Source organism: Pseudomonas putida, assembly GCF_001941965.1.
In the GTDB taxonomy this organism is placed as follows: domain Bacteria; phylum Pseudomonadota; class Gammaproteobacteria; order Pseudomonadales; family Pseudomonadaceae; genus Aquipseudomonas; species Aquipseudomonas putida_L.
The window spans coordinates 256,156-269,580 of the sequence record NZ_MKZO01000025.1; the positions used below are offsets into that span (position 1 = coordinate 256,156).

A 13,425-nucleotide genomic window follows, 5' to 3' on the forward strand; every position below is an offset into this window, starting at 1 on the left:
TCGTCTGAACAGTGACAGGAGCTTTCCGGAGGAGTTCGGCGGCGATTGCCTGGGCGCCGTGCTGGGGTAGACTGGGCCTCCCTTGCAGGTAACAGGATGTAAAAAATGCTCAAGATCTGGGGTCGGAAAAATTCCAGCAACGTACGCAAAGTGCTGTGGTGCGCGGAAGAGCTGGGGCTGAATTACCAGGCGGTGGATGCCGGCGGTGCCTTTGGCGTGGTCAACGAGCCACATTACCGGGCGCTCAATCCCAATGGCGTGGTGCCGACCATCGAGGATGACGACCTGGTGCTCTGGGAGTCCAACACCATCGTGCGCTACCTGGGCGCCAAGCACGCCCCGGGCACGCCGTGGTACCCGGAGGATCCGGTGGTGCGGGCCAAGGCGGAGAAATGGATGGACTGGACCACCTCGTCCCTGGCCACGCCGTTCCGCCCGCTGTTCTGGGGCATCCTGCGCACGCCGGCGGAGCAGCAGGACTGGGTGGCGATCAACGCCGCGCACAAGTCCTGCGCCAACCTGCTGTCGATCGCCGATGAGGCCCTGGCCTCGCAGCCGTACCTTTCCGGCGCGGAAGTCGGCATGGGTGATATTCCCCTGGGCTGCTTCGTCTACGCCTGGTTCGAGATGCCTATCGAGCGTCCCGAGATGCGCCACCTGCGCGCCTGGTACGAGCGCCTGCGCGAGCGTCCGGCCTATCAGGCCGCGGTGATGACCGCGCTGACCTGATCGCTTCGCCCGGTTCGATAGTTAATATCGATAGTGTTGACTGTACTTGTGTGGCCAAGGCCAGCACCATGGCCACATTACTCGTGACCGGTACGTCCGGCACCGCCTGATTTTCCGAACAATTCCAACGGTACACAGACCCGCTATGAGTTCAGCCCTGTCCATCCGGCAGCTAACCAAGACCTACGGCAACGGTTTCCAGGCCCTCAAGGGCATCGACCTGGATGTCGCCGAAGGTGACTTCTTCGCTTTGCTCGGCCCCAATGGCGCCGGCAAATCCACCACCATCGGCATTCTTTCGACCCTGGTGAACAAGACCAGCGGCAGCGTCAGCGTCTTCGGCCATGACCTCGATCGCCAGCCCGCCGCGCTCAAGCGCAGCATTGGCGTGGTGCCGCAGGAGTTCAACTTCAACCAGTTCGAAAAGACCTTCGATATCGTCGTGACCCAGGCGGGTTACTACGGCATCCCGGCGAAGCTCGCCAGGGAGCGCGCCGAGCAGTACCTGACCCAGTTGGGCCTGTGGGACAAGCGCGACGTGCCGTCCCGCTCGCTGTCCGGCGGCATGAAGCGCCGCCTGATGATCGCCCGTGCGCTGATCCACGAACCGCGCCTGCTGATCCTCGACGAGCCCACCGCCGGCGTGGATATCGAGCTGCGCCGGTCGATGTGGAGCTTCCTCACCGAGCTGAACCAGAAGGGCATCACCATCATCCTCACGACGCACTACCTCGAGGAGGCCGAGCAGCTGTGCCGCAATATCGGCATCATCGACCACGGCACCATCGTCGAGAACACCAGCATGCGTCAGTTGCTGGGCAAGCTGCATGTCGAGACCTTCGTCCTCGACCTCAGGCATGACCTGGCCCAGGCACCGCAACTGCTTGGCTACCCGTGCCGCCTGATCGATGCCCATACCCTGGAAGTCCAGGTGGACAAGGATGTGGGCATCACCGCGCTGTTCGGCCAGTTGGCCCTGCAGAACATCGAGGTGACCAGCCTGCGCAACAAGACCAACCGTCTCGAGGAGCTGTTCGTGTCCCTGGTTGAAAAGAATCTGTCCAAGGTGGCGATATGAGCTCGGAACTGCGCGCCAACCTGGTCGCCCTCAACACCATCGTCTATCGCGAAGTACGCCGTTTCACGCGGATCTGGCCGCAGACCCTGCTGCCCCCGGCGATCACCATGGTCCTGTACTTCGTCATCTTCGGTAACCTGATAGGCCGGCAGATCGGCGACATGGGTGGCTTCAGCTACATGGAGTACATCGTGCCGGGGCTGATCATGATGTCGGTGATCACCAACTCCTACGGCAACGTGGTCTCGAGCTTCTTCGGCAGCAAGTTCCAGCGCTCGATCGAGGAGCTGATGGTCTCGCCGGTGTCGCCGCACATCATCCTCATCGGCTACACCCTGGGCGGTGTACTGCGCGGCCTGGCGGTGGGCGTGATCGTGACCATGCTGTCGCTGTTCTTCACCCATCTGCAGGTGCACCACCTGGGGATTACCGTGCTGGTGGTGGTGCTGACCGCCACCATCTTCTCCCTGCTGGGCTTCATCAACGCGGTGTTCGCGCGCAACTTCGACGATATCTCGATCATCCCGACCTTCGTCCTGACGCCGCTGACCTACCTGGGCGGGGTGTTCTACTCGATCAACCTGTTGCCGCCGTTCTGGCAGACCGTGTCGTTGGCCAACCCGGTGCTGCACATGGTCAACTCGTTCCGCTACGGCATCCTCGGCGTGTCCGACATCAGGATCGGCGTGGCCATTACCTTCATGCTGGTAGCGACCGCCGTGCTGTATTTCGGCTGCGTGCGCCTACTGATCAGCGGGCGCGGAATGCGCAGCTGATTTGGCCTTGCGCCGGCGCCACTGCCTGCCCACCCACCAGCGCCAATAGAGCATGGTCAGACAGTAGGCGAGGGCGCCGAGCAGCACGCCACACACCACCGAACCCAGCAGGAACGGCTGCCACAGGGTCGACAGCTGCTCGGTGATCCAGTCGAAGGTGATTTCCTCGGGCAGGGTGCGCGGCGGGATGCCCATCAGCCACGCGCCCATCTGGTAGGTGCAATAGAACACCGGTGGCATGGTGATGGGGTTGGTCAGCCAGACCAGGCTGACGGCGATCGGCATGTTGCCGCGCACCAGCACCGCCAGGCTAGCGGCCAGGAGCATCTGCAGCGGCATCGGGATGAACGCGGCGAAGATCCCCACGCCCATGGCCCGGGCCACGGAATGGCGATTCAGGTGCCAGAGGTTGGCGTCATGCAGCAACCGACCGAGAAATCGTAAGGACTTGTGTTCCCGGATGCTCGTCGGATCGGGCATGTAGCGTTTGAAAAGTCGACGCGGCATGTGGGGTCTCGGCGGTCGAAAGGGGGCAAGTATGCACGTATTACAAACTGTGCCCATTCAGACTTTGTGACAATTAATAAGTGAGCCCTGCCCCGGCATGGACTAAGCCTGCTGGGTCGTTTGTGTTTCTCCGGGGTTGGGCTCATGCGCACAAGGATGTTGGCGCTCTTGTCCGGGCTTCTGTGTCCGGTCTTTCTGCCCGTGTTGCCGTCTGTCGGTGCGCTGGTGATCTTCGCGGTGCTGGGGTTTTTGTGCCTGTGGCGGCGTGTTTTCCCGTTGGCTTTTTTCCTTTTCGGGCTGTGCTGGGCCAGCCTGTCGGCGCAGAGTGCGCTGGATGATCGTCTGGCGCGTGAACTGGATGGCCGTACCTTGTGGATCGAGGGACGGGTGGTGGGTTTGCCGGAGCAGGATGGAGGGCGGGTCCGTTTCGAGTTGCAGGATCCCCGGTCGCGCCGTGCCGAACTGCCGCAGCGGGTGCGGCTGACGTGGCAGGACGGCCCGCCGGTCAACAGCGGTGAGCACTGGCGCCTGGCGGTCAACCTGAAGCGTGCGCAGGGGCTGCTCAATCCCCATGCCCTGGATAGCGAAGCCGCTTTACTGGCCCGCGGCATCGGTGCCCTGGGTTCGGTCAAGGACGGCGAGCTTCTGGTGCCGGCCAGCGGTGCCTGGCGCGACGGCATCCGCCAGCGTTTGCTGGCGACTGATGCGCAGGGTCGCGAGGCCGCGCTCGCCGCCCTGGTCCTGGGTGACGGGGCCGGGCTGGCACGGGAGGACTGGAATGTGCTGCAAGCCACCGGGACCGTGCACCTGCTGGTGATTTCCGGCCAGCATATCGGCCTGCTCGCCGGGCTCGTCTATGGCCTGGTGGTCATGCTGTTTCGTCTCGGCTGGTGGCCGCGGCGCCAGCCCTGGCTACCCTGGGCATGCGGCCTGGCCTTTGCCGCCGCCCTCGGCTATGGCTTGCTGGCCGGGTTCCAGGTCCCGGTACAGCGCGCCTGCATCATGCTGGCGGTGGTGCTGCTCTGGCGTTTGCGCTTTCGCCACCTGGGCGTTGCCTGGCCAGTGCTGATTGCGGCCAATGGCGTGCTGCTGTTCGAGCCGCTGGCCGCCTTGCTGCCGGGATTCTGGCTGTCGTTCGCCGCAGTGGCGGTATTGGTGATGGTGCTCAGCGGTCGACTGGGGGCCTGGCCGATCTGGCTGGCCTGGGGGCGGGTGCAATGGTTTATCGCCATCGGCTTGCTCCCGGTACTGCTGGTGCTGGGTTTGCCGGTCAGTCTTGGCGCGCCCTTGGCCAACCTGTTCGCGGTGCCCTGGTTGAGCATCCTGGTATTGCCGCTGGCCCTGGCGGGAACGGTGCTGTTGCCGCTGCCAGTCGTGGGCGAAGGCTTGCTGTGGCTGGCGGGCGGTCTGCTTGGCTGGCTGTTCGATCTGCTCGGCGGGATGGCCGCCTGGCGTCCGGCCTGGATTCCTCCGGCATTGCCGCTGTGGAGCTGGCTGCTGGTCTGTATCGGTGCCGTTCTGCTGCTGTTGCCCGCCGGCCTGCCGATGCGCGTGCTGGGCTGGCCCTTGTTGTTGCTGGCCGGATTCAGCCCGCGCGAGGCGCTTCCGCCGGGGCAGGTGGATGTCTGGCAACTGGATGTCGGCCAGGGGCAGGCCTTCTTCCTGCGAACCCGAGGGCATGCGCTGCTCTACGACGCCGGTCCGGTGCGCGGCGAGGTGGACCTTGGCGAGCGCGTCGTGCTGCCGAGCCTGCTCAAGCTTGGCGTTGGCCAACTGGACCTGATGCTGATCAGCCACGCCCATGCCGACCATGCCGGAGGTGCGCTGGCGGTACAGCGCGGCCTGCGAGTGCGCCGGGTGATCGCTGGCGAGCCGGGCGAGGCGGAGGATCCTTGCGCGAGCGGCGAGGCATGGGAGTGGGACGATGTGCGCTTTTCCCTGTGGCAGTGGGCGGATGCAGATGACAGCAACCAGCATTCCTGCGTATTGAAGGTGGAAGCCTCCGGCGAAACCCTGCTGCTGGCCGGTGATATCGACCGCTTCGCCGAGGACGCCTGGCTGCAAGGCCCCCAGGCAGGTCCGGTGGACTGGCTGCAGGCGCCGCACCACGGCAGTCGCACCTCCTCCAGTGCGCGCTTCCTCGATGTCCTGCGCCCGCGTGGCGTGTTCATCTCCCGTGGCCGCCACAACGGCTTCGGTCATCCGTCGCCCCTCGTCATGGCCCGTTACGCCGCAAGGCAGATCGCCACCTACGACACTGCGCTGCTCGGCGCCGTGCATCTGCGCCTCGGCAGTTCCAGTGTCCCCCGTGGCCTGCGCGAGCAGCGCAGATTCTGGCGCGAACCGACATGACAACCTTCGGCAGTCACGGCCCCTATGGTAGAGTGCAGGACTTTTTCCGAGGGGGTCCTTACTGTGTGGGAATTGGTCAAGTCCGGTGGTTGGATGATGCTGCCGATCATTCTGAGTTCCATCGCTGCCATGGCTATCGTCGCCGAACGCCTGTGGACCCTGCGTGCTGCCCGCGTGACCCCGCCGCACCTGCTTGGCCAGGTCTGGCGCTGGATCAAGGACAAGCAGCTGACTACCGATAAACTCAAGGAACTGCGCGCCGATTCGCCCCTGGGCGAGATCCTCGCGGCCGGCCTGGCCAACTCCCGTCATGGTCGCGAGATCATGAAGGAGTGCATCGAGGAAGCCGCGGCCCGCGTCATCCATGAGCTGGAGCGCTATATCAACGCCCTCGGCACCATCGCTGCGATGGCGCCGCTGCTGGGCCTGCTCGGCACCGTGTTGGGGATGATCGACATCTTCAGCTCGTTCATGGGCTCGGGCATGACCGCCAACGCCGCCGTGCTTGCCGGTGGTATCTCCAAGGCACTGATCACCACGGCGGCCGGCCTGATGGTGGGTATCCCGGCGGTATTCTTCCACCGTTTCCTGCAGCGCCGCATCGATGAACTGGTGGTGGGCATGGAGCAGGAGGCGATCAAGCTGGTCGAAGTACTGCAGGGCGACCGTGACGTCGATCTGGCCGAGGGCAAGGCGTGAAATTCCGGCGCAAGCAACGCGAGAACGTGGATATCAACCTGGCGTCGTTGATCGACGTGGTGTTCATCCTGTTGCTGTTCTTCGTGGTCACCACCACCTTCACCCGCGAAACCCAGTTGCGCGTCGAGCTGCCGGAAGCGTCCAGCGGCGCGCCGATGCCCGAGTCCGAGCAGAAGCTGGTGGAAATCACCATCAGCGCCGAGGGTGTGTATTCGGTGAACAACCACCTGCTGCCCAAGAGCGACCTGGCGACCCTGACCGAGGCCCTGCAGAAGGAGTCCGGTGGTGACACCAAGCTGCCGCTGGCGATCAGCGCCGACGGCAAGACCCCGCACCAGGCGGTGGTCACAGCGATGGACGCGGCCGGCAAGCTCGGCTTCAGCCATCTGCGCATGACCACGGTCGAGGCGGCGCCGGGGACGCCCTGATGGCCTTCTCCGACCGTCTGCTGCAGGCCTGGTACAAGGGCCATCCGCTGCTCGCCCTGCTGTCGCCCCTCGAAGCCCTGTACCGCAAGGTGGTGCGCGGCAAGCGCCAGCGCTTCCTGGCGGGCGAGGGCATGATCTATCGCGCGCCGGTGCCGGTGCTGGTGGTGGGCAACATCACCGTCGGCGGCACCGGCAAGACGCCGCTGATCCTCTTTCTGATCGAGCATTGCCGCCAGCGCGGGCTCAAGGTGGGCGTGGTCAGCCGTGGCTACGGGGCCAAGCCGCCGCAGTTGCCGTGGCGGGTGCGGGCCGAGCAGCCGGCTGAACACGCGGGTGATGAACCCTTGCTGATCGTGCAGCGCAGCGGCGTGCCGCTGATGATCGATCCGGACCGTTCCCAGGCCGTGCGCGCGCTGCTCGAGGCCGAGCCGCTGGACCTGATCCTCTGCGACGACGGCATGCAGCATTACCGCCTGGCCCGGGATCTGGAACTGGTACTGATCGACGCCGCCCGCGGCCTTGGCAATCGCCGTTGCCTGCCGGCCGGACCGCTGCGTGAGCCGGTCGAGCGTCTGGCCGAGGTGGATGCATTGCTCTACAACGGCGCCACGGCCGATCGCGATGACGGTTTTGCCTTTACCCTCCAGCCCACTGCGCTGGTCAATCTGCGCAGCGGCGAGCGTCGCCCGCTGACGCATTTCCCTGCCGGGCAGGCCCTGCACGCGGTGGCCGGGATCGGCAACCCGCAGCGCTTCTTCAATACCCTGCGCGGACTGGACTGGAAGCCGGTCGAGCATCCCTTCGCCGATCATGCCGCCTTCAGCGCCGAAGCCCTGGCCTTCACGCCGTCTTTGCCGCTGGTGATGACCGAGAAGGATGCTGTCAAATGCCGCAGTTTCGCGGCGGATGACTGGTGGTATCTTGCCGTGGACGCGCAGCCGTCGCCGGCCTTCGTGGGTTGGCTCGACGCGCAACTGTCACGCCTGCTGCCGAACGTCCGGCAGCCCTGATTCTTTTCGTTTTCGGCCACCGGCCTGAGGAACAACCATGGACACCAAACTGCTCGATATCCTCGCTTGCCCGATCACCAAGGGCCCGCTCAAGCTCAGCGCCGACAAGACCGAGCTGATCAGCAAGGGCGCCGGCCTGGCCTACCCGATTCGCGACGGCATCCCGGTGATGCTGGAAAGCGAAGCCCGCACCCTGAGCGACGACGAGCGCCTGGACAAATGAGCCTGGCCTTTACCGTGGTGATTCCGGCACGCCTGCGCTCGACGCGGCTGCCGAACAAGCCGCTGCTGCTGATCGCCGGCAAGCCGATGATCCAGCATGTCTGGGAGCAGGCACGCAAGAGCAGCGCCAATCGCGTGGTCATCGCCACCGATGACGCGAGCATCGTCGAGGCCTGCAAGGCATTTGGCGCCGAGGTCCTGCTGACCCGTGCCGACCATGAATCCGGCACTGACCGCCTGGCTGAAGTGGCCGCGGCGCTCGGCCTGCCTGCCGATGCCATCGTGGTCAATGTGCAGGGCGATGAGCCGCTGATTCCGCCGTCGATCATCGACCAGGTGGCCGCCAACCTGGCTGCCCATCCGGAAGCCGGTATCGCCACCCTCGGCGAGCCGCTGGAGTCGGTCGAGGCGCTGTTCAATCCCAATGTGGTCAAGGTAGTTGCCGACCTCAATGGCCTGGCCCTGACCTTCAGCCGTGCGCCGCTGCCCTGGGCCCGCGATGCGCTGGCGCAAACGCGCGAGCAACTGCCGGAAGGCGTGCCATATCGCCGCCATATCGGCATGTACGCCTACCGTGCCGGCTTCCTTCAGGACTTCGTCGGCTGGGGCCCATGCTGGCTGGAGAAGACCGAGGCCCTGGAGCAGTTGCGTGCCCTCTGGCATGGCGTGCGCATTCACGTCGCCGACGCCCTGGAAGCGCCGCCAGTGGGTGTCGACACCGCGGAAGACCTCGAGCGCGTACGGCGCTTGCTGGAGGTCTGATGCGCGTCCTCTTCGTGTGCCTGGGCAATATCTGCCGCTCGCCGACTGCCGAGGGCGTGCTGCGCCATCAGTTGACCGAAGCCGGTCTGGCCGAAGTGATCGAGGTGGCGTCAGCCGGCACTGGCGACTGGCATGTCGGCAATCCCCCGGACAGCCGTACCCGGCGTGCCGCGCAGTTGCGCGGCTATGACCTGTCGGCGCAACGGGCGCAGCAGGTCGGCGTCGAGGACTTCAATCGCTACGACCTGATCCTGGCCATGGACAAGAGCAACCTGGCCAACCTGCAGGCGATGCGTCCGGGTCATGCCAGTGCCGAGCTGGACCTGTTCCTGCGCCGCTACGAAGGGGCGCTGGACGAAGTCCCGGATCCTTACTATGGCGGCGAGCAGGGCTTCGAGCATGTGCTCGACCTGATCGAGGCGGCCTGTCGCGGCCTGGTCATCGAATTGAAGGGGCGGCTATGAGCGCCAAGGTTGAATCGCAGGTTTCCCTCAAGCCTTACAACAGCTTCGGTATCGATGCCGAGGCGCGCCATTTTGCCCAGGCGCGTAATGACGACGAGGTGCGTCAGCTGCTGGCCTACGCTGCCACCGAGGACCTGCCGGTCCTGGTGATTGGCGGTGGTAGCAACCTGTTGCTGACCCGGGACGTCACCGCGCTGGTCCTGCGCATGAACAGCCGCGGCATCCGCGTGCTTTCGGATGATGGCGAGCGGGTGGTGGTCGAGGCGGAGGCGGGGGAGACCTGGCATCCGTTCGTGCAGTGGACCCTGGCCCAAGGCCTGGTCGGTCTGGAAAACCTCAGTCTGATTCCCGGCACTGTCGGAGCGGCGCCGATGCAGAATATTGGCGCCTATGGTGTGGAGATCAAGGATGTCTTCGCCGGCCTGACCGCGCTGGATCGCCAGACCGGTGACCTGCGCGACTTCAGCCTGCAAGAGTGTGATTTCGCCTACCGCGACAGCTACTTCAAACGTAATCCGGGGCGCTGGATCATTCTGCGGGTGCGTTTCGCCCTTAGTCGGGTAGCGCCGCTGCATCTGGACTATGGCCCGGTGCGCCAGCGCCTGGCGGAGCGGGGCATAGAGCAGGCGACGGCCAGTGACGTCAGTGCAGCGATCTGCAGCATTCGTGCGGAGAAGCTGCCGGATCCGGCGGTGCTGGGCAATGCCGGGAGCTTCTTCAAGAACCCGGTGGTCAGTGCCGAGCTGGCCCAGGGTATCCGTGACGGGCACCCGGGTGTCGTGGCTTATCCGCAGGCTGACGGCCAGGTGAAGCTGGCGGCGGGCTGGCTGATCGAGCAGGCGGGCTGGAAGGGCTATCGCGATGGCGATGCCGGGGTGCATAAGATGCAGGCGCTGGTGCTGGTGAACTATGGCCAGGCGACTGGCGAGCAGTTGCATGAGCTGGCACAGAAGATCCAGGGCGACATTCTCGAGCGGTTCGGTGTCGAGCTCGAGATGGAGCCGAATCTGTATTAAAGGGCCTGCGCAGAACCTGTGGGAGCTGGCTTGTCGGGGCGCCGAACCGCAGCGATTGCGGTAGTGAATTCACCATGGCAATCGCTGGCAAGCCAGCTCCCACAGGGTCCTCCGTTGTTCTTTCGGACCAGGTAATAAAAAGCCCCGCCAGTCTTCACTGGCGGGGCTTTTTTTCAGCCTTTGGAAATCAGAAGTGCGGTTTCTGCTCTTCGGTGGTTTCCAGGGCTTTCGGTGCTTCCTCGGTGACCTGCGCTTCAGCCTCGGCCGCTGCGGCGGCCGCGGCAGCAGCGGCTGCTTCGGCTTCACGCTTGCGACGGCGGACTTCACGCGGATCGTTCGGCGCACGGCCGTTCGATGGGACCGCGGCAGGTGCTTCAACCGGAGCAGGCTCGGCGGCTGGCGCTTCGACGATCACTGCCGGGGTTTCTTCGACAACGACTGGCGTTGGCGCTTCAACCACTGGCTGAACCTCGACCACCGGCTCCTGGGCTTGCGGCTGCTCTTCGACAACCACCGGCTCAGGCGCGGCTTCGACCACGGCGGCAGGCGCTTCGACAGGCTGCTCGACAGGCTGTGGAACGACTTCGACCACCGGCTCGACGCTCGGTTCGACCGCTTCGACTACGGCAGCCGGTTGCTCGACCACTGGCGCGATGTTCACTTCAGCCACTTCCTCGGCCGGTTTCACGGCTTCGGCGACTTCGGCGATCTCGGCAGCCTGGGATTGCACAGGCGCAGGTTCGACCTGTGGCGCGCTTTCCTCGACGGTGGCGGTAGCGCGTTCGGCCTGGGCGTGGGCCTCGGCTTCGGCGTTGGCGCTGATGGCGCTGGTGGCGACAGCAGCAGTGACGGCCAGGCCGGCAGCCAGTTCGGCACCGCTAGCTTCCTGGCCTTCTTCGCCGGCCTCTTCGCTACCTTCGATCAGCTCGCCATTGGCATCACGCTGACGCTCACGACGGTTGCTGCGACGACGCTGGCCACGGGAGCGACGACGCGGACGTTCGCCTTCGGCGCCTTCCTGGTTGTCATCCTGCAGCAGTTCTTCGTTCGGCAGTTGCTCCTCGACAGCTTCGGCAGCCTGCTCGGCAGGGCGTGGCTGGCGCTCTTCGCGCGGTGGGCGCGGTTGACGCTCTTCACGAGGGGCGCGTTCTTCACGCGGTTGACGCTCTTCACGTGGAGCACGCTCTTCGCGAGGCTGACGCTCTTCACGCGGTGCACGCTCTTCACGTGGTTGACGCTCTTCACGCGGCGCACGTTCTTCGCGAGGCGCGCGTTCTTCACGCGGGGCACGCTCAGGACGCTCTTCACGCACGACCGGTGCAGCCGGAGCGGCATCCAGTGGCTCGCGCAGTTCGCGGACCGGGCGGTCCTCACGAGGGCGACGCTCTTCGCGCGGAGCACGTTGTTGACGCTCTTCACGTGGTGCGCGCTCTTCGCGAGGCTGACGCTCTTCACGTGGGGCGCGTTCTTCACGCGGCTGGCGCTCTTCACGCGGTGCACGCTCTTCGCGCGGCTTGCGATCTTCATCGCGACGGCCGTTGCGGTTGCGGCTCTGCTGGCGACCGTTGCGGCGCTCTTCGTTGCGCTGCGGACGCTCGGCAGCGGCTGGCTTCTCGGCGGCTGCAGCCGGAGCGGCAGGCTCTTCCTTGCTGCCGGCGAACAGGCTGACCAGCGACTTGACCAGGCCCTTGAACAGGCTTGGTTCCGGTGCGCTGTGCACAGGTGCGACAGGCGCGGCGGCTTCAGGTTGCTCGGCGGCCACCGGGGCGTTGCCACGGGCCGGGGCGGTCTTCACGGCGGCTTCCTGGCGAACCAGGGTGCGGGTCGCGGCGGCTTGCGGCGCTTCCTCGACTTCGGCAGCAGCGATCTCGTAGCTGGACTGGGCGCTCAGGGCTTCCGGGTTGTCATCGCGCAGGCGCTGGACTTCGAAGTGCGGCGTCTCGAGGTGATCGTTCGGCAGGATGATGATGCGTGCGCGGGTACGCAGTTCGATCTTGGTGATCGAGTTGCGCTTCTCGTTGAGCAGGAATGCAGCGACCGGGATCGGCACCTGGGCGCGGACCTCGGCGGTGCGGTCCTTCAGGGCTTCTTCTTCGATCAGGCGCAGGATCGCCAGGGACAGGGACTCGACGTCACGGATGATGCCGGTGCCGCTGCAGCGCGGGCAGACGATGCCGCTGCTTTCACCCAGGGACGGACGCAGGCGCTGACGGGACATTTCCAGCAGGCCGAAGCGCGAGATGCGGCCGACCTGGACGCGGGCGCGGTCGGCTTCCAGGCATTCGCGGACTTTTTCTTCCACGGCGCGCTGGTTCTTGGCCGGAGTCATGTCGATGAAGTCGATGACGATCAGGCCGCCGATATCGCGCAGACGCAGTTGGCGGGCGATTTCCTCGGCCGCCTCCAGGTTGGTCTGCAGGGCGGTTTCCTCGATGTCGCTACCCTTGGTGGCGCGCGCCGAGTTGATGTCGATGGAGACCAGGGCTTCGGTCGGGTCGATCACGATCGAGCCGCCGGACGGCAGGTCGACCACGCGCTGGAAGGCGGTTTCGATCTGGCTCTCGATCTGGAAGCGGTTGAACAGCGGGACGCTGTCTTCGTACAGCTTGATCTTGCTGGCGTACTGCGGCATCACCTGGCGGATGAAGGTCAGGGCTTCTTCCTGGGCGTCGATGCTGTCGATCAGCACTTCGCCGATGTCCTGGCGCAGGTAGTCGCGGATGGCGCGGATGATGACGTTGCTTTCCTGGTAGATCAGGAAAGGTGCGGCGCGGTCCTGGGAGGCTTCCTTGATCGCGGTCCAGAGTTGCAGCAGGTAGTCGAGGTCCCACTGCATTTCTTCGCTGCTGCGGCCGAGGCCGGCAGTGCGCACGATCAGGCCCATGTCGGCCGGGGCGACCAGGCCGTTCAGGGCCTCGCGCAGTTCATTGCGTTCTTCGCCTTCGATGCGACGGGAGATACCGCCGGCACGCGGGTTGTTCGGCATCAGCACCAGGTAACGGCCGGCGAGGCTGATGAAGGTGGTCAGGGCGGCGCCCTTGTTGCCACGCTCTTCTTTCTCGACCTGGACGATGACTTCCTGGCCTTCGCTCAGTACTTCCTTGATGTTGACCCGACCTTCCGGGTTCTTCTTGAAGTATTCGCGGGAGATTTCCTTTAGTGGCAGGAAGCCATGGCGTTCGGAGCCGAAGTCGACGAAAGCGGCTTCGAGGCTGGGTTCGATGCGGGTGATCCGGCCCTTGTAGATGTTGGCCTTCTTCTGCTCGCGTGCACCGGACTCGATGTCCAGGTCGTAGAGGCGCTGGCCATCTACCAGAGCAACACGCAACTCTTCGGGTTGAGTCGCGTTAATCAGCATTCTTTTCATGTAATACCGTCGGTT

Annotated in this window: 13 protein-coding genes; 11 read left to right on the top strand and 2 right to left on the bottom strand. The window is 65.0% G+C overall.

Going from position 1 to position 13,425, the window contains the following annotated elements; translation table 11 throughout:
• Positions 1 to 105 precede the first annotated feature (105 nt).
• The 3 genes from PSEMO_RS15555 (at position 106) to PSEMO_RS15565 (ending at position 2,583) form a co-directional block, all read left to right on the top strand.
• On the top strand, positions 106 to 729 hold the full coding sequence (locus PSEMO_RS15555; protein WP_075803873.1) for a glutathione S-transferase family protein: 624 nt from the start codon (positions 106 to 108) through the stop codon (positions 727 to 729).
• A gap of 145 nt (positions 730 to 874) precedes the next feature.
• Positions 875 to 1,807 carry an ABC transporter ATP-binding protein gene (locus PSEMO_RS15560; protein WP_075803874.1) on the top strand — a complete coding sequence of 311 codons (933 nt, stop codon included), beginning with the start codon at positions 875 to 877 and terminating at the stop codon, positions 1,805 to 1,807.
• Positions 1,804 to 2,583: an ABC transporter permease gene (locus tag PSEMO_RS15565; RefSeq protein ID WP_075803875.1), complete on the top strand. Its 780-nt coding sequence runs from the start codon at positions 1,804 to 1,806 to the stop codon at positions 2,581 to 2,583. The genes PSEMO_RS15560 and PSEMO_RS15565 overlap by 4 nt, the downstream gene beginning before the upstream one ends.
• Here PSEMO_RS15565 and PSEMO_RS15570 read toward each other — a convergent pair.
• A complete protein-coding gene (locus PSEMO_RS15570) occupies positions 2,551 to 3,090 on the bottom strand; it encodes a DUF2062 domain-containing protein (protein WP_075803876.1) in 540 nt (179 codons plus the stop codon). The genes PSEMO_RS15565 and PSEMO_RS15570 overlap by 33 nt on opposite strands.
• Positions 3,091 to 3,234: 144 nt before the next feature.
• On the opposite strand from PSEMO_RS15570, the gene PSEMO_RS15575 reads away from it, so the two are divergent.
• The 8 genes from PSEMO_RS15575 (at position 3,235) to murB (ending at position 10,043) form a co-directional block, all read left to right on the top strand.
• On the top strand, positions 3,235 to 5,442 hold the full coding sequence (locus PSEMO_RS15575) for a DNA internalization-related competence protein ComEC/Rec2 (RefSeq protein ID WP_075803877.1): 2,208 nt from the start codon (positions 3,235 to 3,237) through the stop codon (positions 5,440 to 5,442).
• A 63-nt stretch (positions 5,443 to 5,505) separates the two neighbouring features.
• Positions 5,506 to 6,141 carry a MotA/TolQ/ExbB proton channel family protein gene (locus PSEMO_RS15580; RefSeq protein ID WP_178392004.1) on the top strand — a complete coding sequence of 212 codons (636 nt, stop codon included), beginning with the start codon at positions 5,506 to 5,508 and terminating at the stop codon, positions 6,139 to 6,141.
• The gene (locus PSEMO_RS15585; RefSeq protein WP_009406888.1) at positions 6,138 to 6,569 is read left to right on the top strand and encodes an ExbD/TolR family protein; all 432 of its coding nucleotides are present in this window, start codon (positions 6,138 to 6,140) and stop codon (positions 6,567 to 6,569) included. The genes PSEMO_RS15580 and PSEMO_RS15585 overlap by 4 nt, the downstream gene beginning before the upstream one ends.
• The gene (gene lpxK / locus PSEMO_RS15590) at positions 6,569 to 7,579 is read left to right on the top strand and encodes a tetraacyldisaccharide 4'-kinase (RefSeq protein ID WP_075803879.1); all 1,011 of its coding nucleotides are present in this window, start codon (positions 6,569 to 6,571) and stop codon (positions 7,577 to 7,579) included. The genes PSEMO_RS15585 and lpxK overlap by 1 nt, the downstream gene beginning before the upstream one ends.
• 37 nt (positions 7,580 to 7,616) lie before the next feature.
• Positions 7,617 to 7,802, top strand: a complete 186-nt coding sequence (locus PSEMO_RS15595; RefSeq protein ID WP_045187141.1) for a Trm112 family protein — start codon at positions 7,617 to 7,619, stop codon at positions 7,800 to 7,802.
• Positions 7,799 to 8,563, top strand: coding sequence for a 3-deoxy-manno-octulosonate cytidylyltransferase (gene kdsB / locus PSEMO_RS15600; RefSeq protein WP_075803880.1), 765 nt, complete (start codon positions 7,799 to 7,801; stop codon positions 8,561 to 8,563). Before PSEMO_RS15595 ends, kdsB begins: the two co-directional genes overlap by 4 nt.
• Positions 8,563 to 9,027 (top strand): low molecular weight protein-tyrosine-phosphatase, encoded by a 465-nt coding sequence (locus PSEMO_RS15605; RefSeq protein WP_075803881.1) that lies wholly within the window; start codon positions 8,563 to 8,565, stop codon positions 9,025 to 9,027. Before kdsB ends, PSEMO_RS15605 begins: the two co-directional genes overlap by 1 nt.
• Positions 9,024 to 10,043, top strand: coding sequence for a UDP-N-acetylmuramate dehydrogenase (gene murB / locus PSEMO_RS15610; RefSeq protein WP_075803882.1), 1,020 nt, complete (start codon positions 9,024 to 9,026; stop codon positions 10,041 to 10,043). Before PSEMO_RS15605 ends, murB begins: the two co-directional genes overlap by 4 nt.
• A gap of 187 nt (positions 10,044 to 10,230) precedes the next feature.
• Here murB and rne read toward each other — a convergent pair whose 3' ends face one another.
• Entirely contained in the window at positions 10,231 to 13,410 is a 3,180-nt protein-coding gene (gene rne / locus PSEMO_RS15615; protein ID WP_075803883.1) for a ribonuclease E, read from the bottom strand.
• Between the last annotated feature and the right edge of the window lie 15 nt (positions 13,411 to 13,425).